Here is a 22,487-nt window from a genome sequence, read left to right as displayed (position 1 = left end):
TTTTTATTAATATCAAATTCATCTTCAAAGCGAAATCCTGTAAAATCGCTAATTTCACCTTTTTTTATATATGCATCAAACAAAGCTATTTCTCTTTTATTTTTATTTTCTTTGTGAAAAAGACAGTAACCAGATGAATCAGCATGTCTACTGCATGTTAAATTTCTATCTTCATTAGAAACCCACTTACAATTCATTTTTGCCTCCTATCAGTAATATCTATTATTAGTTTTTATTAATATAATTTTTATATTCATAATTAATTACGTTGATTTAGTTCTTCCCAAGTAATGCTATTTTAAATGAAACCTATATAATTAATATATTTAATTGAAAGGAGATAACGCTTGCTAATTCCATATATGTTTCTAACGATAGTACTTCCTTACCAAAATCTCCTAAACTTAGCAAATCTATAGGGAGTTTTATAGAAAATAGTGCTTTTAATATAAATACGTGTAATTATAAATGTGCTTACAATTTACAAGCCTTAGTATTGAGATTATATGCAAGCTTTTTAATTTTTTTAATTCAAAAAATATAATCTTCACACCAAGTGTCGTATACTCTTTAAATTATTTTATTAAAGAGTTCTTAAAAGAAAGTAATCATGTGATCATCTCCATCAATGAATATAGATTGTACTTAAGGTGGACGATGTGCAGGTACTTTAAGGCTGCTTTATTAGCAAAAAATAAATAATATTAACCTCAAAACTCATAATTTTATTTTTTATAATGTATTAAGAACACTTTTTGAATATTAAAAATTTTCAGAATTTTCAATATTTTAATTGACTTAAACTCGTCCTCCTCATACAATATATATTATAAAAATAAAACAAATTAAAGGTGGGTGTTAAATATGAATAATAATTCAACTTCTAATAATTTAGCTTTAACTGAAAAAGGATACGAAGAAATAGCTTACTCTTGTACAAATTTTAACTTAGATGGCGAACCTTCTTTTGCCGACTCTAGTGTTAATTTCTTTGGGGTAAGTAGTGGACTTATATATACTAATTTAGATACTACTACTTTTGAAAATTGTTAATTATTGAGTTCTCCAAAAATAAACCTATAGCTAGCTAGCCATAGGTTTATTTCTTATGTATTTTATAAAACTTACATACACTATGCAAAGTATGATAGAATATAAGTATAGTGTAAAATTTTGATAAGTTAATCCCAATTGTCAAAGTAAATTTTTTATAAGGGGTGATTCTTACATGTTCAACAAAAATGATTATATAATTTATGGAGCAATGAGTGTTTGTAAAGTTGTAGATATTATTGAAGAAGAAAATATCTACATAGGTCGTAAATCCTATTATGTAATACAACCAGTGTATTCTGATAAAAATACTATCATTAAGGTTCCTACAGATAACAAAAAAGTATTTATGAGGCATCTTTTATCAGAAAAAGAAGTAATGTCTATTATTAAAAGTATTCCTAACATAGAGGTACTTAAAATAGATAACGATAGGCAAAGAAGTGAGCACTTCAAGTCAGTAATAAAAAATAGTGTGTGTGAAGAATTAGCTCAAGTAGTAAAGAGTATTACTATTAATGAACAAGAGAAATTATCTATTGGAAAAAAATTATCCAAAACGGATGAAGATTTTAAAAAAGCTGCTGAGAAATTAATAGACGAGGAGTTTGCCACAGTTCTAAATATACCTGTCCAAGATGTGTCTTCTTTTATTTTAAATCATATTCCAAAGTAAAATATAATTTGCAATCTTATTTCAATTTAGTATTACGGTTCTTTTTGCAAATATTTCCATTTACTTTTATAGATGTATAACTTATAATTATATTCATAAGTGGGAACTTATACATCTAGTATAAGTATGACGCTAGCCCAAATAAAAGAGCCGTATTTTATACGGCTCTTTTATACTTTTAAATCATATTAAAATAATCAAATAAAGTAAATGAATTTTCTGGAATAAAACTTTCCAATCTATCCTTGGCTAATTTAATATACCAAGACTTGTCTAGTTTATCTAAAACATCTTTACCAATCACCTTACTATTATCAATAAAAACTCTATCTGGTGTATAACTTATTTTTTCTAATTTTCCATCACTTTTCATCTTCATTATGGCATTGTCACTACTAGATTTACTAGCAAATACTCTAAATACCTTTAGGTTTATATTTTCGCTACCATAAACGGCATGACTGTATTTACCTGTGATTTTGACACATTTTTGGAAATCCATTAAATCATTACAATTATTTATAGTATCTTCAATTTCTATATCGTTAATAAGTTTCTCCTTAATAGCTTTATTTACAATAGGTAAATCATTATCTATTAAACTTAATTTTTTAACATATGCACCCTTGCTTTTTATACTTCCTTCTTCTTTAACATAGATATAATTATTTACATCTTTTTGAATTATCTTTTTAACAAAGTCATGATCTAAGTTCATTCTTGTTCTTTGACTCCACTCTTTGCATATTTCTAAATATTTATCTACATCTTCTTTAGATTTAAATTTAAACATTACACCATCTGTATTTCCTTGTATAAACTCTGCTCTATCACCAAATTCTAACTCAACTTTTTCTATTAAATCAAGAAGTAACAACTGTCCATTTACACAAATACCTATACCTTGTCTTTGATCATACAAATCATTATTTGCATCTAAACAAGCTCCATAAGTAGAATTCAATACAAGTTTAAGTGATTTTTCTATAGGATTTTTTTCTTTTTTAAATTTAAATCTTGTATCTCTTATTTCTTTAAATTTAGTTGGGTTTTGTATATTTCTACTAAGAAGCCCATATTCTATCATAATTGATGGATAAAATGAACTAACATCTGAGTTCACAATAAAATCTTCACCTTGGTATTTTTTCCTTGCAGAATGAAGACCTCCCCAACCAAAATCTGTGTCAACTCCATATACATTCGCTCTTAGATACTTTTTAAAATCTCTATTATTATAATCTTCATACCACTGTTTTATATTATTATACTTACTAAGTTCTATGGTATTTACTATTTCAAAGTCTGCTACATCTTCTCTAGCATAATTAGGCTTTTTCGCTCCAAGAATATATGCACTTAGTTGTGCTTCTGTTTTATTAATCATACTTTCATCCAGGTTAAAGTATTCTATTAACCCCAATTGAGCCTCATATTTGTAGTAGACTTCTTTAAATACTTTAAAAGTCATTCTTACATCATGAAGACAATAGGTAGTTAGCTCTTCAATTTCTTCTTTTGTTGGGTATCTATTTAAATCAAATGGAACTGTACTTTCTCTTATATCTTCTCCCATGAATAATTCTAATTCTTTTAAACTTCTATAGCTATCATTTAATTCAAAAATATATATAGGAATTCTATTCAAACTCCTATCTACTTGATATGGCGAAATATTTTGTTCAATTAATTTATCTGATATTATACAAGGGTCTACTCCAGCAATTATTGCTTTCATTATCCATTGATCATATCCTTTTATATTGTATCCAACCCAAACAGAATCTTTATTTTTATTAAAAACCCTAAGAAATTCTTCTCTATTATTAATTATAATATGTTCTTTTTGTGTTTTATAATCCTTCATGCAGCACATCCAAAAACCGCCTTTGGACAATACTTCAAAGTCAATAATTATACGTCTTCTCTCTTTTTTCATATTTTTATTCCTTTTTTATTTTTTATTAATCATTATCTTTTTCAAAATCTGTTATTTTACCTGTTATAGCATTTACTGATATTTCATATTCATATTTGCCTTTTCTTAGCTCACCTTCATATTCTGGTGTTTTGTCATTATCTAATTCAAATTTAACTATTTTTGCTCCTGGAACTTTCTTTAACATTATTTCTTTTGCTTTTGCTTCCCCTATTAATTTTTTAGAAGAAGTTTTTATTTTTTCTTTTTCATAATCAGTGATCTTTCCACTTTTAGCATTTACTGATATTTCATACTTATAACTTCCTTTTGTTAGTTCTCCCTCATATTCTGGAGTATCATCTTTATCTAGTTTAAATTTAACTATTTTTGCCCCTGGAACTTTCTTTAACATTATTTCTTTTGCTTTAGTTTCTCCTATGTATTTTGAAGAAGAAGTTTTTATTTTTTCTTTTTCATAGTCAGTTATTTTTCCTGTTTTAGCATTTACATCTATTTCATATTTATAACTTCCTTTTGTTAGTTCTCCTTCATATTCTGGAGTTCTGTCATTATCTAATCTAAATTTAACTATCTTTGCTCCCGGAACCTTCTTTAACATTATTTCCTTTGCTTTTGTACTTCCTATAAGTTTTGAAGCTGCATCAACTGCTCCCACTTGTGATAATACTGTTGATGATGTAAGCACTACACCTAATCCTATTGCTACCATTTTTTTTAATTTCATTGAAATCTCTCCTTTTTTATTTTTTATACTATATATACAAAAGTTAAGTTCTATTTTGGGTCCCTTTTTTGTAAAAATATAAAAATTTTTTAAAAAAGTTTTTACTTTTTCAATAAAATCTACTATATTAACCTATTTTTTCACTATCTAATTTAGTTTTTCTATCTAAATATTCTAAGTATAATTTAGTTTCTGATATAATCACTGGAGATAGAGCAAGTAATGCGATTAAATTTGGTAAAGCCATAAGACCATTTACTATATCAGCTATAATCCATACCATTTCCAGTTTTAAAAATGCACCAAGTAATACCATAAGCACAAATAAAGTTCTAAATAAATTTATCTTTTTAACACCAAATAAAAATTCAAAACATCTTTCTCCGTAATAACTCCACCCAAGAATGGTTGTAAATGCAAATAGACTTAAACTTATTGTTAAAAATATTGGTCCTAAATTAGGAAGCACTGATGCAAAAGCCGATTGAGTCATTATAGCTCCATTTAAATCACTTTGCCACACACCTGAAATTATTAAAGACATTCCTGTTAATGTACAAATTATTATACTATCTATAAAAGTACCTGTCATTGATATAAGCCCTTGTTCTGCTGGCCAATTAGTTTTTGCTGCAGCTGCTGCAATTGGAGCACTACCAAGACCTGACTCATTTGAAAATACACCACGAGCTATACCATTTCTAATAGCCATAGATACTGTTGCCCCCATAAACCCTCCTGCTGCAGCCTGACCTGTAAAAGCACTTTTAAATATTAAAATAAAAGTTTCTGGTATTAATTCATAAGATTTTCCTAAAATGGTAAAACATATTAATATATATACTACTGTCATAAAAGGAACTATCTTTGTTGCAACATTCGATATACTTTGAAGACCTCCAAATACTACTAGAGCAACGCAAATAGCTAATATTATACCTGTTACTTTTGGATCTATATTGAAAGAACCTTGCACTGCATCTGTAATTGAATTAACTTGTGAAAAAGTACCTATTCCTAAAAGTGCCACTAATATACCACTTATAGCAAAGAACGATGCTAAAGGTCTCCATTTTTCACCCATACCATTTACTATGTAGTACATTGGTCCACCAGATACTTGACCATTTTCATCCTTAGTTCTAAATTTTATAGCAAGTAAACCTTCTGAGTATTTAGTCGCCATTCCAAAAAATGCTGCAAGCCACATCCAAAATAACGCTCCTGGTCCCCCAGCTTTAATCGCTGTGGCAACCCCTACTATATTACCTGTTCCTATTGTTGCTGCAAGAGCTGTACATAATGCTCCAAAACTTGAAATATCACCACTACCATCATTTTCAGCTTTAAAAATTAATTTTAATGCCTTAGGTAATTTTACAATTTGTATTAGTCCCAGTCTTATAGTAAGGTAAATACCTGTACCTACTAATAAAATTAATAATGGTGGCCCCCATATAAAACTGTCCACTTGGTTTAATAAGTTAAGAAAATCCATAAAAACACTCCTTTTGTAATTAAATAATTAAGTACAAAATCATATAATCCTTTATGAATAAAGACAAGAATAGATTGCATTCTGCATACAATAATTATATGCAGTTTACTAAAAATATAATAATTACGAATATGTATAAAATATAAATTCCTTACAATTAAAAAATACTAAATCTTAAAGATGATTTAGTATAGGATTTCATACATATCAAAGAAAAGCATAAATATGCTTTATATATATTCTCTGTCCTTTTGCCTGAGAGATTGAGCAATTAAGCCTTGCCCCTTCGGCGCCCTTTACGGGTCTCTCCAGAGTTTCCTATTCTTTACAGTCCCACTTTGTAAGTACCTGAGAGTATGACTCCTTCGGTGTGTCCTAAGACAACTCTTCTGTAAAGCTTCATCAGATTATTGACTTGTTAACTTGTAACAATAATAATATATTATCTTCCAATACTTGTCAAATGCTTAATATAAATTTTTATATAAAATTTTTTTGTATACTTAGGCTAAAAAAAATACCACTTTTTCATAATCATCAATATTTATATTTAATGATTGTCCCAACCCTATAACTGCCAAAATCAAACTGTCTATTTCAGACTTATTTACTTTTTCCATATGTTTTTACATAGAATCCTTTGTATCTTTACTTGATTTGTCTAAAACTTATAAATTACTTTTAAATCAATTTAATTTTATGCGCTATTTCTCATCTATATAAATATAAAAAAATATGGGTTATAAAATAACCCATATTTCATTAGTTTACTTCTATTCTATTTTCTTTATATTTTATTGATTGATAAAATGTATACACTATTAGTCCTTGTGTAATCATTCCACTTACTACCCATACAAAACCGCCAATCATTGGTAAAAGGCTTAGTAGTCTTACAATTAGTATTCCCACTAAAAGTTGTAAATACGGATTTTTCTTCTTAAGCATAAGTCTTCCAAGTACTATTCCCATAATTACTGGTGATAAGTAAACTACTATGAAATACATAATTAACGATAAAATTCCAAGAGGCAATGCTATTACAGTAATGAATAATAATAAACTAACTATTGGCACTAATATAAATGATGCCATTCCTCCAAAAACTATTGGAAGTGGCTGTTTAACTAATAAATCATCACTACTTATAAAGAACTTTTTAAATAAGGAATATAAAACTATTCCAAGTACTAATGATGTTACAATGGATATAATAGTTCCAAAACCTACTAAGGCTTTTAATTCATTTTCATTAGTCGAATTTTCTATTTTAGTATATTGTATGTCATCCATAGTTACATTTGAGTTGACAATTGGCTCTTTAGATGAATATACTTTTATATTGCCTGTAATCTCTCCATTATCAGCTATAATCAATTCATCACAAGTGACATTAACATCACCATCGATTTTACCATTAATTATTATTGTATTTCCTGTGGCATAAAACCCTTTACAACTACCTTTAAAATTAATATTTTCTGCTGAAATATAAACAGCTTTTGCAGTAGTCTTCTCACCTATATTGATATTTTGACCAAAGGATGTAATATTTTTTACATTCTTACTATTAATATTTAAAGTTTGTGCACCACATCTTATATTTCCCTTTAACTCATCTGATGTTATATCTATCTTCTCACCAAGAGCTATAACATCGCCGTCTACATTATCTTTCACAGAAAGTGATTTTCCTGCGGAATAAATATCACCTAAAACTTCTTTTGAAATATTTATATCTTCATCTAAAGCAAAGTAATTAGATGCACTATCTATATTATCCGCAAATACATTTACCGTTACTAAAACCAACATCAACAGCGTTAAAATAAAAACCCCTTTTTTCTTCATAAAAACATCTCCCCTTGATTAACTTCTTGCTACATTCTATCCATATAATCTTTGGTTTCTGTTGGTAGTTCTTTAATTTTTAGTTTATACTCAACTTCTTCTTTAATAATTGAATAAACAATAGCAAATAAAGGTACTCCTATTATCATTCCAACTATTCCTAGGAACTTGCCTGCCACAAGTATGGCAAATAATATCCAGAATGCTGATATTCCAATTGAGTCTCCTAATATTTTTGGTCCTATTATATTACCGTCTATTTGTTGTATTATAAATACTAATAGAAGGAATACTAACGCCTTAGTTGGAGAAACAAATAAGATTATAATAAATGATGGTATCGCTCCAATAAATGGTCCAAAGAATGGAATTATATTTGTCACACCTATTATTACAGAAATTAGCAATGTATATGGCATTTTGAATATAGAAAATACTACAAAAGACAATACTCCTATAATAGCTGAATCAATTATTTTACCACTTAAGAATTTCCCAAAAGTTTCATTACTTCTATAAGTTAATTCAAATATTCTATTCGCAGTTTTAGTTGAGAATAATGCACAAGTAATTTTTCTATTTATAGCAAAGAAGTTTTCTTTATCTATTAATAAATATACAGAAATAATAATTCCAAGAACTATATTCCACACACTTGATGCAATTACTTTTAACATATTCCCTACAATAGGAATTATCTCTTTTGCAAAATCCATAATAAACTGTATGTATTTATCCATTTGCTCTTGTATTAATGCAGCATATTCAGGGCTCACATTTGTTTCATTCATTAAATCATTAAATAATCTAGTAACATTATCTACGTATTGAGGTACATCATTAACAAATCCCATTATACTGTCTATTAATTGAGGAACTATAAAGTGTATAAATAAGTAACCTATACCTATAGCTGTTAAATATGTTAATAATAATCCTATACTTCTTTTTTGCACTTTTCTTAATTTGCTAAACCACTTTGCTTTACCCAATACCCTTATTTCATAAAAATCCAAAATAAAATTAAGTAAATAAGCAATGGCAAACCCTATTATGAAAGGATACATTATACCAATGGCAATACCAATCTTTTCACTAAAAGATCCTATTTGAGATGCTACAAAATAAAAAATTATACTACAACATATTACTATTAATGTATATACTGATATAGTATTGTACTTCGAATTCCAGTTTACTTTCATATTTCTTTCTCCTGATAAATAATTATTTTTCATGCTACTAAAATTGAGTAATAACTGTGACTAGAATTATCAATGTTAAAATAAGTAGTAATGCTTTTTGAAGAAATTTACTGTTAGGTTTATTGTGCTGTTTTTTTTCTGTATCTTCTTCTATAATATTTATACTATTTTCTTCAATATCAGCTTTAACATACATAAACTTGCTTAAATCTATTAATACTTCTTCCACACTATTATATTTTTCAGTTCTTCTAATAAGTTTTTTGACTATATTTACTAAAGCAATGTTTTCATTATTAATAGCCACAGTATTCCAATCAATTCCTCTATCAATTAATTTTAACATGTCTTTCTCATTTTTACCAATACCAAAGGGCATTTTCTTGAATATTGAATCAAATAAGATCACCCCTAAAGTGAAAAAATCACTTTCCTTATCTGTGTAATTAATATTAATTTGATGAGGAGATAAAAATCCTATGCTATTGTCTTTTCTAATATTAATTCCTTTATTAGCCTGAGTTATACCATAATCATATATTTTAACATTATAATTTTCATCTACAAAAATATTATCCTCTGTCAAAGATCCATGATAAAGTTTATTCTTATATGATGTATCTAAAGCTCTTAGAATTTTTCTAGTAATTTTAACTATACTATTCAAATCCATGTAATTCCCCTTAATTACTTTTCTAAGCTCTATACCAGCAAAGTATTCATTTACTATGTAATAGCATCTTTCATTTTCTGTATAATGTGTTCCCAAATCTAGTATTTTAGCAATATTATTTGAATAAAAACTAAAATATCATCTTGTAAGTCTCTAGCCTTATATAGTTTACCAAAAATAATTTCTTCATCCTCTTCTAATATTACATATCTTTTGGAAATATATTTCATATATACACCTCCCTTTTTCATATTATATATGAATTATATCAATATGTGACATATTTTTCTATCTCTAGTAAATACATTTCTCGAAAATTTTTAGCTATGCATCTTTAAACATTTTATCTATTAAAAAAGCTATTTTAATGTATTCAAATACATTAAAATAGCTTTTTATTATTTTCTATAAACACTTGTATAAATGTAAGATGTTTTACTCTTACCATTTTTAGTTATAGTTCTATATGTTTTTGCACCTGGTAGACCATTGTATGTAAAATTATCAACTCTTATATTTACGCCAACTCTATCTTGTGATGCACCATATATTGCTGCAACAACACTACTTCCACTTCTATAACATTGAATATACACTGCATGATCAAAATTATTAGTGAATTTTAAATCACTATCTCCATCATTAACCATTGCATCTCTTCCTCTAGGAACATATTGAGAAGTCTTAGAATGATTTCTTACTTGATCTATTTGTAATCCTGATAATAATGCTGCATTAAATAATGTGGTAGATGTTTGACATACCCCACCTCCTGGTGCATCTTCATAATCGTTACCAACTATAACAGGAGCATTTAAGTATCCATTGCTTAAAAGTCTCATTCCTGTGTGTTCGTTATACGAAAATGTTTCACCTGGCTTTAATATAACATTACTAACTCTTTGAGCTGAAAGACCTATATTATATGACCTTTCTACTAAAGCAGAATTAAAAGTAGTTGAAAATGATGCTAATGTTGTATTTATACTGGATACATCTTCAGTCGATATTCTTGGTTTTGTAACACTTACTTTTAAGTCTATAGTATCATACTTTTTATTATTTAAAGCTTCCTCAATTAGTTTTTTATTTTCTTTAGTTTCAAATTTCAAACCAGTTTTTGAAGGAGTAATACTTATACCTCCGCCAACACTTACTGTGGCATTTTTTGCATCTTGATTAATGTCCTTAGCAATCTTTTCTATAGACTTATCAAGTTTTTCTTCATTATAAGTTGCTTTTATAGTATATTTTTTACCTTCTGATGTTACACTTATGTAAGAAGCAATATCATTAAAATAAGATCCTGTTCTTGTGCTATTATACGCTTGTTCAACTAATTCTTCCGTATTGTACTTTAATTCAATATCCTCACAATTAATTTCATAGTTATTCTTTTCATAACTTAAATTTAAATTTTGTGGCTTGTACTTTTTGTTTACAGCCTCAATAGCCTCTTCCTTACCCATCTGAGATATTTCTACCCCTTGTACAAAAATATTGTCAGCTATTTTCCCATTATATAGGGAATTTTTAGTAAAATAATTTAATGCTATACAGATAAATATTATTATAATACCGATTACTAATCCTACTCTTCTATATATCCTCTTATTTTTTTTATCTGACTCAGTTTTTATATCATCACTCACAATATCACCTCATCCCTACAAAGAATTATATTTTATAATTAACTTATAAACAATAAATTCTCTCAAGATGTAACCATATTGTTACACATTTTTACACTACTTTATGATATTTTTTACAGCAAAATAGACCTATACTTGATATTCACCCAAGTACAGGTCTATTTTATCAAATTTATATATAAATAATCCATTTAATTAATGTATTCTCTCTTTCCTAATGCCAGTAAACCTTCCTGAATCTGCTACAAATACAAATCCCATTTTGTTGTATATTTCATTTAATTGAATTAATGTTACTTCGCCCTTTTTTATATTGTCTAAAGTTATATCTTCTATTCTTTTTTCATTAGTTATTAATGTTCCCATAATTTATCACTCCTAAAAATTAATAAGTTTAATTCATTATATTAATATGCTTGTACTAATATGATAAATTTTAAAAATAATTTCACTCAAACACTCGTTCCAAATGTTCGTTCTATACTTTTATTATATACGAACATTCATTCGTATTCAAGTATATTTTTATTTTTTTATAGAAATTTTAAAATTATAGCCATAAAATCCCACCTTATGTAGATTTATGACTACTTTACTGCTAAAATTAAATTAAAATAACTTCTATATATAAATAAATTACCTAACGGAAAAGAATCATTCTAATCTGTAAGGAAATTAGTCAAACATATACTAACTTTCTTGATTAGTGTTCTTTTAATAGTAAAGAAGGCTTTTTTAATTTTATGTAAAATAAATTCTTATTAAAGGGGTGATTTTTATGAGTCGCGTAGCTGTAATTAGTGCAGTTTTAGACGATCCAGAAAAGTGCCAACAAGAGTTCAACAAAATCTTAGTCGGATTTAAAGGAATCATTAAAGGAAGAATGGGTATTCCATTTGATAATGAAGGGGTGTCTGTTATCTCTGTTACTGTTGTAGGTGATATGGACACAATTAATAATTTAACTGGTAAGTTAGGTAGGATACCATCTGTCTCTGTCAAAACAAGTGTTTCTAAAAAGGAAATAAGGGAGTGATTTTATGAGTTTAAATTCAACACCTCAATCTGTAAGAATACATATTGGACTATTTGGCAAAAGAAACGCAGGGAAATCAAGTATTATAAACGCTATATCAAATCAAAATGCTGCTATAGTATCTAGTGTAGCAGGTACAACTACAGATCCTGTATTTAGACCTATGGAAATATTACCTATAGGTCCCTGTGTTCTAATAGATACCGCTGGTTTAGATGATGAAGGTTCTTTAGGAGAGCTTAGAATAAATAAATCATTAGACATTTTAAATAAAACTGATATAGGGCTAGTTATTGTAGATTCAAATAAAGGAATTAGTAAAGAAGATTTACATATCATTGACTTATTAAAGGATAAAAAAATTCCTCACATATTAGTTCTAAATAAAATAGATGAAATAAGTGATAAAAAAGAAGTAATACAATTGGCAAAATCAAAAATCTCATGTCCTATTTCCTTAGTATCTTCTATTACAAAAGAAGGCATCGATAAACTTAAAGAAAAGATTATTAATAATGTAGATTATGAAAGTAACGATTTACAATTAGTTTCTGACTTGATTAATGAAGATGACCTGGTCGTTCTTGTTATTCCTATTGATAAAGCAGCTCCTAAGGGTAGATTAATATTACCACAACAGCAAGTTATAAGAGATGTATTAGATAGTAAAGCAACAGCTATTATGACAAAGGAAACTACTTTAAAAGAAACTTTTAATAGTTTAAACAAAAAACCTGCCTTAGTAATTACAGACTCTCAAGCATTTGAATCTGTTTCAAAAGACACACCAAAAGATATACCTCTGACTTCTTTTTCAATCTTATTTGCAAGACAGAAGGGTGACTTAGAAGAATTAGTTAAAGGTGCACAAACAGTAGAAAACCTTGAAGACGGAGATAAAATATTAATTGCTGAAGGATGTACTCATCATAAACAAAGTGATGATATAGGAACTTTTAAAATTCCAAATTGGTTAAAAAAATACACTAACAAAGATTTAGTTTTTGAGTATTCTTCTGGAGTCTCTTTTAAAGAAGATATTAACAATTATAAGCTAATTATTCATTGTGGTGGATGTATGATGAATAGAGCTGCAATGATGAATAGAATAAATAAAGCCAAAGACAATAATGTTCCAATTGTAAACTACGGAATACTCATCGCTTATCTAAAAGGAATTTTACCAAGAGCTTTACAACCAATTAAATAAATTGATATATTGTTTTTTTGTTACGATTATACTTTTTTTTACATAATAATTAGCTATGTTTCTTGTTTTTTTCAATTCTCATATAGTATTATATTGTTAAAGGGAATATTAAAAAGGGGGAGGGGCAATGAAAAACGCTAATGTAGATAATACAATAAAATTCATTGACAAAAAGGCTGAATACGAGGGAAAAAATAAAATTTCTAAACTACATGTTAGTAAACTTAGCAATAAAAAGAAAGTAATTGGATATCAAGAGCATAAGAAGATGAAAGCCCATGAGGCTAAAAGACAAAAGATTTTAAATTCTAAGATATATAAGTTTAGAAAAAGAATCCTTACAATTATCCTAATAACATCAAGTTTGTTTGTTGGTATATATTTATGGCAAACATTTTATGAGCCTTCCTATATTCAATCAAAGGATAATAATTTTAAAGTAGAAAGTGAAAACTTATCAAATTCAGATGTATCAACATACTCTTCTATTATAAAAGAGTCAGTACAAGGTACTTTAAATATTAAGTATAAAATTAACATCGAACAACTACATAGAAACGGTAATTTAATCTTTGCTAAAGGATATTTCAATATACCAGATAAGGGCGATATAAATTTTGATATGATACTTCAAAATTATTCACCATATTCTTTAAAAATTAATGGGGATGAATACTTAAAAAAATAAGGTGCATTTTGCACCTTATTTTTTTAATTTATTTTTTAATACTATTTTTTGCTTCTTTTACATTATCTTTAACTGCTTTTCCTACATTTACACCTGTATTTATAGTTTCTTTTGCAACATTTCCTACTCCACTAATAACATCTTTTCCTACATTTACACCTGTACTTATAGTTTCCTTAGCAACATTTCCTACACCGTTTATAACTTCTTTACCTACATCAGTAACGGGCTTTGTAACTTTAGCCATGTAATACATCTCCTATACAATAAAGTTATTTACAATATATTATATGACAAATTAATTATATTGTTCCTAAATTAAGCTTTTTACTAAATCTTCTTCATCGATTATACTTGTAATTTTAATACCAAAATTTTGTTCTAATATAATAACTTGACCATAGGCAATTTTTTTATTCTTATCATAGATTTCAACTTCTTCATCTTTTAAAGTATCAAGTTCTAACTGATAAATCATTTCCCATATATGATTGTAACTGTGAATTAATCTCACCTCTTATTTGATTTTGCAACAAAAAAACAGGGTCAAGCCCTGCTTTTAATTCCTATTTTAATATTTCTAGTGTTATTGTTTTTACTCCCCACTTACTACAAGCTGATGAAGAATTCATATAAATATCTATTTTATTTCCTTTTATTCCTCCACCGCAATCTTCTGCCGTGAATACTTTATCTAATTCTTTTATATATACCTTTGTTCCGTATGGTATAACTTTTGGATCTACAGCTAAAGTCCCATATTTTGCTTTAGTTCCTGTTGCTGTATATCCTCCACCTGTATAAGCATAAGCTTTAACTTTTAATCTTTTTTTAACATCTCTATTACTTGATGATGAAGTTGATTTTTTTATATATTTTCCACTAGACCATCCTGTTTTATTACTATATTTAACTTTATGCCATCCATTTTTACTAGATAGTATTTTAACTTTTGCTCCTTTTTTAAGTTTTCCTATTGTTCTATATTTAGTTGAAGCACCTGTTCTCAAATTTACAGTACTAGTTGCTGTTCCACTTGCAGTTGCAGCGTCTACCTCTATTGGCTTTATAACTCCCATAGTCATTACTAATGCACCTACTATGGCAGTAACTTTCAATGTCTTTTTAAACATATATTTTCCCCCTATATCAATTTTTAAGGTTATTATCTCAATTGAAAATTATTTCGTCTTTATTTATGTTTTTATTAATCTTATACATATATAATATTACATTTTAGTAACTTTTTAAAGGCTTTTTTAGAAAAAAGTTACAAATGAGTAACATTTATCTATTATTTCAATTTTATTCATTCAGCTATACACTACTGTTTTCAACAACTCCATAAAATTAAATTAGAAATAAAATTTTTTATATTTTTTCTTCTTTGTAACTTTTGTTTTACAATTTGTAAACATTTTCACACGGTTAAAATTCCTAAAATAATAATTTACAAAAATGAAAATATTATTTTTTACAAATAAAAAATTCGCTTCGCTTAAGCCACTGCGTGGGCGCTCCACTTCATATTGCCAACTGCTTCGCCCGTTGCTCAATTAACAAAGTTGCAAATCATATGTTATCCATAGAATAAATAACATATGATTTCCTTACAATAAAAAAAGCTAAGATTAACTTAGCTTTTTATTTAAGAATATAAATTGTTATATTTCGAACTCCCCAATTTAAACATTCTTGTTCTGTATTCATATAAATATCTATTTTATTTCCTTTAATTCCTCCACCACAATCTTCTGCAATAAAGGTTTTATCAAATTCAGGTATGTATACTCTACTTCCATAAGGTATAACTGTTGGATCTACTGCTATTGTTCTACCAAATATAGGTTTTGTCCCCGTAGCAGTTATAGTTCCAGTATAATAAGCATATGATTTCACCTGCATGCTTGAAGATATATCATCAGAACTTTCAGGTTTATTTGTTACTGAGTCTAACTCACTTTTTGATTTTAAATAAGCAGCAGAGCAGTAACCAATTTTCCCATTTGATAACTTAACCTTATACCAATTATTATTTGTACGCTCAACTATACTCACATTATTTCCTTTATAAACTAATCCTACTATGCTATTTGATGTTGATGGTCCACTTCTTACATTTAAATTTGCAGTAGCAATCAAAGTTTCTATAACTGTAGCACCATTATTTGTATTATTAGAGTTATTATTCGAGTTATCATTAGATGTATTTCCCGAATTACTATTACTTTCTTTTAAATATTTATTGCTAGAATATCCTATAGTTCCATCACTCAGTTTAACCTTATACCATCCAGAACTTGCGACTCCAATCATTTCTACACTATGATTTTTCTTAATATATCCTATTATTTTATAGTTTGTAGAACCTCCTGATCTTACATTTAATCCCGCTGTTGCCACAAGTTTTTTGCCAGTAGAGGATGACTCAGTTGTTGATAAACTTTTAGTTGAAATATAGTCTCCACTTACCCATCCAGTTTTACTACCATATTTAATTTTATACCAACCATCCTTAGATGATAAAATATCAACCTTATCTCCTTTTTTAAGTCCACCTATAGCATTATATGATGTTGATGGTCCACTTCTAATGTTAAGTGAATAAGCTGTCACTTCTCCAGTCTTTGAGTCTGCATGTACATTACCTGCCCCTATAGCATAAATTACAGACGTAGCTGATAATGCTGCTAATGCATATTTATTCTTCTTATTGATCATTTTTCCCCCTACAATTTTATTCTTTTCTATTATATAGTTTGTCATAATTATCCATTTATTAATATATTATCTTAATTTGATTAAATTTTAAATATATTAAATAAAATTATCATAAAAATTTGGTTTTTAATTTTTTTAGTAGAAAATTCACTAATTATATTTCTAATTTTCCATATACTATTAAAAATAAAATATTTTATGGAGGATTTATTATGGCTGAAAAAAATTATCAAATAGCATCAATTAATAAGGCCGAAGAGGCTGCGATAAAAAAAGCAGAGGCAGAAATAAAAAAAGAAACTGGTAAAGATTTTGTAATTATTGCTTGGGAAAAATAATAATTTATTCTAATCAAAATAAAATAAATAAGGACATCATAATTTTTTATGATGTCCTTCATATGCATTAGATGGATTTATCTTTAGATTATTTATAAAAATTTTCTTTTTAAATGCTTTAGTTGTTATTTATAAGGTTAAATTGTAATTAATATTTTAGTTGTAAGTTGTAAATATAAATTATTAAATAATTATAACTCCCTCATAGTTATCCAAAACACTTATGTACAATATTATTATCCATCTAATAAGCATATTTTATTATAAGTATGAGGTTTGCACCCCATATCATAATAAACTAATCAATATCTATATAAGTTTCATTATTAGCTTTATTTATAGCAACTTCTAACTCTATCACTTCTCTATTTAAATCTTGGATTAATTTTTCCATTTCTTCTCTATCAAAGTTTAATTCTGTAACTTTATAGTAGACAGAAGTTGCAGCAGCATCTACTTTTCTTTCTTTACTAACCTTTACATTTTGTAACAGTTCTTCCAATTCAAACGCTAATTCTCTTTTCAATTTAACTTTATTTAAAGCTCCTTGAATAGTTGTTTTTTCTCCTAATACTTTTATTTCTGTAGTATTATTTGCATAGGCTATAGCTGTTTTTATTTTTTCAATATTTTTAGATAAGGATATAAGTTCATTTAACTCTTTATTAAAATCAAATTTCTCATCACAATCAAATCTTGTACCATCAGCTTCTAATATATAAGTAGTACTTGCCTTTTTCCTATTTATAACATTTGGTGACTTATATCTATAATTTCTTTCTATTTCTGCTACCTTAATCATACCTTGATTTATCGTAAGTTTTTCCATTTATACATCTCCCCCTTATCTATCTATAAGTATTGTTAAATTTAATTATTGCATATAATCCTTAGATTATCAATATTATTAATGCTTTTTTAAACTATTAGCTTTCATTTACAATTTCTATAAATATATTTAATAAAATTTCACCATAATTATTTTATTCTATCTTTATATATATTCATTATTTCATATTTGTAAAATTTAATATATTCCTTTGTTATGTCAGCTAAAAATTCCGTATGAAATTGTATTCCCCCCAAAAAATTTAATCCCTATAGCAGATTTTCAGAACGGAAATATTAGTTTCTACAACATTTTTTAACATTTTCGAAATTTTATCACTCCATGGTTTATAATCAAAAACCATTGAATGATAACCATTTTGTATCAGTATGGTGATATTAAAATCATTAAGTAATTTCAAAATATTCATTTGCGGGTATGAATTTTATGGATGCAGAATTAATAGAAAGAATATTCTTCCTAAAATTCTCCCATGTATCATTTAAAACATATCCTAAATGTATATCACTTTTTCTACTTCTTACTTCAATTTTATTTATTATTTCTTCATCTTTTATAAATTTTATTAAATTATCATCTATTGCTTTTGAGAATATAGGCCATCCACAATTTTTATTTATTTTATCCCTTGATGAAAATAAAGGAGTATTATCTATAATATCTACATAAACTCCTTCTTTAAAATTATCATAATATTCATTTTTAAAAGGCTTTTCTCTTAATTTATTTTGTGTAACCTCATATTGTAACTTGCTTAGATGTCTTTTAGCGTAGCTTCTTTTTAAGTATTCATATCTTCCAGAAAATCTATAATATTCTCTATATAATAGTGGATTCTTTTTATAAAAATCTTGATGAAATTCTTCTGCCTCATAGAATTCTTTTGCTTCCCATAGATTTGTTGCTATTAAGTCACCAAATATATTATTCTCTTCCAAATTCTCAATATATTTTTGTGCCTGTCGCCATTGATTTATATCATAATAAAAAATAGCAGTTTTAAAGCAATTACCATCATCACCAAACTGACCCTCTTCATCAGTTGGATCTATAGAATTAAAATAAACTTCAAGAAGTTCATTATAAGATACCATATCATCCTCATAAATAATTTTTACAACCATAAAATGTTTATTATCTTCTTTACAAACGTCTTCAAATGTTGGATTTTTGTTTGTGCCTCCACTATAACCCACCCTAATATCTTTTACTCCTATTAGTTTTTCAAAAGGCTCAACCATACACCAGAAGCATCCTCCTGCAAACATTGCAGTTTTCTCCATAAAAAATCAACTCCTTGGTAAATTTTATTTATTTTCCCCAATAAAGTTGATTTTTAATCTTTATAGTATATTAATTTTATAGGCATATAATATTAATTCATTTTATCTGATCAAAATCTAGTTATTTATAATTGTATAGTAAAAAATCTATCAATTCAACTTATTTAAATACCGTTATTATAGAATTTATCAATATACTTGTTTTCTTTTTAAATATATACCATAATATACCATATACTAAATATTTTAGGAGGTAATTATGAGCAAACTAAAAATAGGACTAATTCAGATGAAAGTTGAGAATGATAAAAAAGAAAACCTTATAAAGGCTTCTCAATTAGTAACAAAAATTGCTGTTGAAAGACCTGATATTGTTATTCTACCCGAAATGTTTTCTTGTCCTTATGTTTCATCTAATTTTCCTCTTTATGCTGAGGAAGAAGGAGATTACACCTTTAATTTTTTATCTAATTTAGCAAAAACGAATAATATATATCTAGTAGGTGGCTCAGTTCCAGAAAAGGGAAAAAATAAAATTTATAATACTTCTTATGTTTTTGATAGACAAGGCGAAATGATAGGAAAACATAGAAAAGTGCACTTATTTGATATCGATATAAAAAACAAACAAAAATTTAAAGAATCCGACACTCTATCTTCCGGTGATAAGATTACTGTGTTTGATACAGAATTTGGTAAAATAGGATTATGTATTTGTTATGACTTTAGATTTCCTGAATTTTCAAGGCTTATGGTGGATAAGGGGGCTAAAGCTATAATTGTCCCAGCTTCTTTTAATTTAACCACAGGTCCTGCTCATTGGCATGTTATGTTTAGGTCTAGAGCCATAGATAATCAAGTTTATGCTATAGGTTGTTCTCCTGCTAGAGATTATAACTCTCCTTATATTTCTTATGGACACTCTTTAATAGTTTCTCCCTTTGGTGAAATCCTTTGTGAACTAGATGAAAGTGAAAATTTAATTACTTATACAATTGATTTTGATTATGTTAACCAAGTAAGAGAAGAACTTCCTCTACTACATCATAGAAGAAGAGATTTATATGAATTAGTTGAAAAATAATATTGTATATGTACAATTAATTTAATCTATTTATTAAGTGAGGTTGAAATAAATGTGTGATTTTTTATATGGCGCTGTTAGTAAAAAAGATTACAATGAAAAATTCATATCAACATCTTTAAAATACAATATTCCAGTAGATTATTATTTTGAATCATGTTCTTTGTTTCCTTTAAAAAAATATGATGATTATATTTTTTTCAGATTAACAAATGAATATTGTGACTGCGACAGTCCTCTTGGATATGATATTAATGAAATAGAGTCAAAATATTTAAATGTTCCTCATAAAAGAGAACTATTTTTAAATACTATTTATGGCACTATTGATCATTATATTAATTGGCTAAAAGAATTAAATGATTTATTTTGTATCAATACCCTTTACTTAGTTAAACATTTGGATGATAATACGCCCGAAAAAGTATGTGATAAATATATAATTCATGTTGATGATATTAATAGATCATTTCTTATAAACTTAGAAAATGAAATAGCTTACAAAATACAATTTTATAAAAAGTATTTCTAACCTAAAAGAGAGTATCTCAACCTATTATAAATAGTTGATTACTCTCTTTTTTAAATTATTTTCTTCTTTTATTATTAAAACTTAAAATCTTAACATCTTTTTTATCATTCGATAAGCTTCCTTCTTTAAGTCCCATAAGTATTTCTAAATCATCAGCATATAAAATAATATTTTCATTATATAGTTTTTCCATTAATGTATTTTTACTTACTATATTATTATCTAAAAGTAATTTATATGCATTTCTAAGACAAGTTGGATGAGTTGATTTAACATTGTCTAAAGGCTCTTTTTTGTGCCATCCATTTTTGCTTATTTCATTCATTAAATAATTGTATTTTTTATAATTTATTAATCCTAAAGAATAAGCTCTATATAAAATTATAGTAAGTGGCACCATAAATTTAGATTTAACTTCTAAATAAGATTCTAATTCGTTAGGGTTAGACAGCTCCCCTATTAATCTCTTCTTTGGTAATAATAAAGCAGACGCAAAATCATCTTTATTAAATCTTTTAGCTGGTATATTTAACTCATTACTTATTATAAATGCAAATTCATATGCTAAATCGTAATTCCTTAGAGCCAAAGAATTTTTGTCATGACCTAGCGATACTATATATTTTTCTTTTCCATTAATACTTTGTTTTTGTGAATATGGATAAGCACCTTTTCTGTCTATATTCATAGCAGTAATCACTACTCCCACAGCTTCCATAAATGATACCATATTTATTATAGGTTCTTCACCTAATTCATAAAACTCTCTACACCTTTCAGCTAACTCTTCCATAGATAAGTTTTTATTTAAATTATCTGGAAGTTGTAACTCTGGGAACTGGATGTAATTTTCAAAAAATAAATAAAGTTTGTGTATCATTACTAGTTTTTCTCTATATGATATTTCTTCATTTCTTTGTATTGTTGATTGTGGATTAAAATGAGCAGCATCCACATTTACTTTTATGTTCTCATTTCTATAGAAGTATTCTCTTGGAAAATGTAGTACATTTGATAATTTTAATGCATTTTCCACTGTTGGCTTATATTTATTTTCTTCAAAAGCTAATATATCTTTCTTATTTATATTTGTTTCCTTAGATACTTGATCTATGGTTTTTCCTCTGTATATTCTAGCTATTTTAAGTCTTTTACCATTAAATAATTCTTTCTTCATATTTAAGGTCCTTTCATAGTTGTTTTTTGTCATTCAACTTCTTATTATACTTAATATCTAACATCTTTTCAAATAATAAGTTATTTAATCGTTATGAGTTCATATTAAGTTGATTTTATTTTAATTTTTACATAATCAAATAAGGAATCTAAATTACCGTTATTTTTACCGCCACCCTGTGCTAGTGTTTTACTTCCTCCACCTTTTCCATCAACTAATTTAATACTATCTTTTAATAAAATATTCATATCTATTTTTTCTAAGTTCTTCGAGCAAGCAAATAATAAATTTTAA

At 26.9% G+C, this 22,487-nt stretch carries 25 protein-coding genes, 1 pseudogene and 1 riboswitch; of the genes and pseudogenes, 8 read left to right on the top strand and 18 right to left on the bottom strand.

Features of this window, described 5'->3' with window-relative positions; translation table 11 throughout:
• Positions 1 to 197, bottom strand: a pseudogene (locus QX51_RS15900) (potassium channel family protein); the annotation flags it as partial.
• A 667-nt stretch (positions 198 to 864) separates the two neighbouring features.
• On the opposite strand from QX51_RS15900, the gene QX51_RS15895 reads away from it, so the two are divergent.
• Together QX51_RS15895 and QX51_RS15890 are read left to right on the top strand one after the other, a co-directional pair.
• Positions 865 to 1,053 carry a hypothetical protein gene (locus QX51_RS15895; protein WP_039680885.1) on the top strand — a complete coding sequence of 63 codons (189 nt, stop codon included), beginning with the start codon at positions 865 to 867 and terminating at the stop codon, positions 1,051 to 1,053.
• 175 nt (positions 1,054 to 1,228) lie between these two features.
• Complete coding sequence (locus tag QX51_RS15890) at positions 1,229 to 1,729, top strand: CarD family transcriptional regulator (RefSeq protein WP_039680884.1); 501 nt, start codon at positions 1,229 to 1,231, stop codon at positions 1,727 to 1,729.
• A gap of 178 nt (positions 1,730 to 1,907) precedes the next feature.
• Here the strand turns inward: QX51_RS15890 and QX51_RS15885 are convergent, their stop codons facing one another.
• The 9 genes from QX51_RS15885 to QX51_RS20950 all read right to left on the bottom strand — a co-directional run bounded on the left by QX51_RS15885 (position 1,908) and on the right by QX51_RS20950 (position 11,640).
• The gene (locus QX51_RS15885) at positions 1,908 to 3,668 is read right to left on the bottom strand and encodes a DNA polymerase (RefSeq protein ID WP_039680883.1); all 1,761 of its coding nucleotides are present in this window, start codon (positions 3,666 to 3,668) and stop codon (positions 1,908 to 1,910) included.
• A gap of 25 nt (positions 3,669 to 3,693) precedes the next feature.
• The gene (locus tag QX51_RS15880; protein ID WP_039680882.1) at positions 3,694 to 4,395 is read right to left on the bottom strand and encodes a PepSY domain-containing protein; all 702 of its coding nucleotides are present in this window, start codon (positions 4,393 to 4,395) and stop codon (positions 3,694 to 3,696) included.
• A gap of 127 nt (positions 4,396 to 4,522) precedes the next feature.
• Entirely contained in the window at positions 4,523 to 5,893 is a 1,371-nt protein-coding gene (locus tag QX51_RS15875; RefSeq protein WP_039680881.1) for an alanine/glycine:cation symporter family protein, read from the bottom strand.
• A 233-nt stretch (positions 5,894 to 6,126) separates the two neighbouring features.
• Positions 6,127 to 6,215: riboswitch (glycine riboswitch) on the bottom strand.
• Between the two features lie 440 nt (positions 6,216 to 6,655).
• Positions 6,656 to 7,744: a DUF8173 domain-containing protein gene (locus QX51_RS15870; protein ID WP_039680880.1), complete on the bottom strand. Its 1,089-nt coding sequence runs from the start codon at positions 7,742 to 7,744 to the stop codon at positions 6,656 to 6,658.
• A gap of 29 nt (positions 7,745 to 7,773) precedes the next feature.
• A complete protein-coding gene (locus QX51_RS15865; protein ID WP_039680879.1) occupies positions 7,774 to 8,949 on the bottom strand; it encodes an AI-2E family transporter in 1,176 nt (391 codons plus the stop codon).
• Between the two features lie 37 nt (positions 8,950 to 8,986).
• Entirely contained in the window at positions 8,987 to 9,718 is a 732-nt protein-coding gene (locus tag QX51_RS15860; protein ID WP_161791937.1) for a protein kinase domain-containing protein, read from the bottom strand.
• Between the two features lie 2 nt (positions 9,719 to 9,720).
• On the bottom strand, positions 9,721 to 9,852 hold the full coding sequence (locus QX51_RS21485; RefSeq protein ID WP_278246238.1) for a hypothetical protein: 132 nt from the start codon (positions 9,850 to 9,852) through the stop codon (positions 9,721 to 9,723).
• A 168-nt stretch (positions 9,853 to 10,020) separates the two neighbouring features.
• Entirely contained in the window at positions 10,021 to 11,274 is a 1,254-nt protein-coding gene (locus tag QX51_RS15855; RefSeq protein ID WP_039680877.1) for a VanW family protein, read from the bottom strand.
• A 195-nt stretch (positions 11,275 to 11,469) separates the two neighbouring features.
• Complete coding sequence (locus QX51_RS20950; protein ID WP_200886409.1) at positions 11,470 to 11,640, bottom strand: hypothetical protein; 171 nt, start codon at positions 11,638 to 11,640, stop codon at positions 11,470 to 11,472.
• A gap of 412 nt (positions 11,641 to 12,052) precedes the next feature.
• Here QX51_RS20950 and QX51_RS15850 point away from each other — a divergent pair, with 412 nt between their 5' ends.
• The 3 genes from QX51_RS15850 to QX51_RS15840 all read left to right on the top strand — a co-directional run bounded on the left by QX51_RS15850 (position 12,053) and on the right by QX51_RS15840 (position 14,208).
• Positions 12,053 to 12,310 (top strand): TM1266 family iron-only hydrogenase system putative regulator, encoded by a 258-nt coding sequence (locus tag QX51_RS15850; RefSeq protein WP_039680876.1) that lies wholly within the window; start codon positions 12,053 to 12,055, stop codon positions 12,308 to 12,310.
• A 4-nt stretch (positions 12,311 to 12,314) separates the two neighbouring features.
• The gene (hydF, locus tag QX51_RS15845) at positions 12,315 to 13,520 is read left to right on the top strand and encodes a [FeFe] hydrogenase H-cluster maturation GTPase HydF (protein WP_039680875.1); all 1,206 of its coding nucleotides are present in this window, start codon (positions 12,315 to 12,317) and stop codon (positions 13,518 to 13,520) included.
• Between the two features lie 127 nt (positions 13,521 to 13,647).
• Positions 13,648 to 14,208 (top strand): hypothetical protein, encoded by a 561-nt coding sequence (locus QX51_RS15840; protein ID WP_039680874.1) that lies wholly within the window; start codon positions 13,648 to 13,650, stop codon positions 14,206 to 14,208.
• Between the two features lie 28 nt (positions 14,209 to 14,236).
• On the opposite strand, the gene QX51_RS15835 is transcribed toward QX51_RS15840, so the two are convergent.
• The 4 genes from QX51_RS15835 to QX51_RS19645 all read right to left on the bottom strand — a co-directional run bounded on the left by QX51_RS15835 (position 14,237) and on the right by QX51_RS19645 (position 16,929).
• On the bottom strand, positions 14,237 to 14,455 hold the full coding sequence (locus QX51_RS15835; protein ID WP_039680873.1) for a hypothetical protein: 219 nt from the start codon (positions 14,453 to 14,455) through the stop codon (positions 14,237 to 14,239).
• Positions 14,456 to 14,521: 66 nt separating this feature from the next.
• The gene (locus QX51_RS20135; protein ID WP_082007853.1) at positions 14,522 to 14,686 is read right to left on the bottom strand and encodes a FliM/FliN family flagellar motor switch protein; all 165 of its coding nucleotides are present in this window, start codon (positions 14,684 to 14,686) and stop codon (positions 14,522 to 14,524) included.
• Positions 14,687 to 14,774: 88 nt separating this feature from the next.
• On the bottom strand, positions 14,775 to 15,341 hold the full coding sequence (locus QX51_RS15825) for a 3D domain-containing protein (protein ID WP_039680872.1): 567 nt from the start codon (positions 15,339 to 15,341) through the stop codon (positions 14,775 to 14,777).
• Between the two features lie 511 nt (positions 15,342 to 15,852).
• Positions 15,853 to 16,929, bottom strand: coding sequence for an SH3 domain-containing protein (locus QX51_RS19645; RefSeq protein WP_052233108.1), 1,077 nt, complete (start codon positions 16,927 to 16,929; stop codon positions 15,853 to 15,855).
• 212 nt (positions 16,930 to 17,141) lie between these two features.
• Between QX51_RS19645 and QX51_RS21480 the strand changes: the two genes are divergently transcribed.
• Positions 17,142 to 17,267, top strand: coding sequence for a hypothetical protein (locus QX51_RS21480; protein WP_278246237.1), 126 nt, complete (start codon positions 17,142 to 17,144; stop codon positions 17,265 to 17,267).
• Between the two features lie 298 nt (positions 17,268 to 17,565).
• Here QX51_RS21480 and QX51_RS15815 read toward each other — a convergent pair whose 3' ends face one another.
• Together QX51_RS15815 and msrA are read right to left on the bottom strand one after the other, a co-directional pair.
• Complete coding sequence (locus QX51_RS15815; RefSeq protein WP_039680871.1) at positions 17,566 to 18,096, bottom strand: hypothetical protein; 531 nt, start codon at positions 18,094 to 18,096, stop codon at positions 17,566 to 17,568.
• A 407-nt stretch (positions 18,097 to 18,503) separates the two neighbouring features.
• On the bottom strand, positions 18,504 to 19,400 hold the full coding sequence (gene msrA / locus QX51_RS15810) for a peptide-methionine (S)-S-oxide reductase MsrA (RefSeq protein WP_039680870.1): 897 nt from the start codon (positions 19,398 to 19,400) through the stop codon (positions 18,504 to 18,506).
• A gap of 259 nt (positions 19,401 to 19,659) precedes the next feature.
• Between msrA and QX51_RS15805 the strand changes: the two genes are divergently transcribed.
• Complete coding sequence (locus tag QX51_RS15805) at positions 19,660 to 20,484, top strand: carbon-nitrogen hydrolase family protein (protein WP_039680869.1); 825 nt, start codon at positions 19,660 to 19,662, stop codon at positions 20,482 to 20,484.
• A gap of 52 nt (positions 20,485 to 20,536) precedes the next feature.
• Complete coding sequence (locus QX51_RS15800) at positions 20,537 to 21,016, top strand: hypothetical protein (RefSeq protein WP_039680868.1); 480 nt, start codon at positions 20,537 to 20,539, stop codon at positions 21,014 to 21,016.
• Between the two features lie 55 nt (positions 21,017 to 21,071).
• On the opposite strand, the gene QX51_RS15795 is transcribed toward QX51_RS15800, so the two are convergent.
• A complete protein-coding gene (locus QX51_RS15795; RefSeq protein WP_039680887.1) occupies positions 21,072 to 22,193 on the bottom strand; it encodes an XRE family transcriptional regulator in 1,122 nt (373 codons plus the stop codon).
• A gap of 104 nt (positions 22,194 to 22,297) precedes the next feature.
• On the bottom strand, positions 22,298 to 22,441 hold the full coding sequence (locus tag QX51_RS20130; RefSeq protein ID WP_456300352.1) for a hypothetical protein: 144 nt from the start codon (positions 22,439 to 22,441) through the stop codon (positions 22,298 to 22,300).
• Positions 22,442 to 22,487 lie beyond the last annotated feature (46 nt).

Source organism: Terrisporobacter othiniensis (genome assembly GCF_000808015.1).
Lineage (GTDB): Bacteria > Bacillota > Clostridia > Peptostreptococcales > Peptostreptococcaceae > Terrisporobacter > Terrisporobacter muris.
This window is presented reverse-complemented; position numbering and strand designations above follow the sequence as displayed.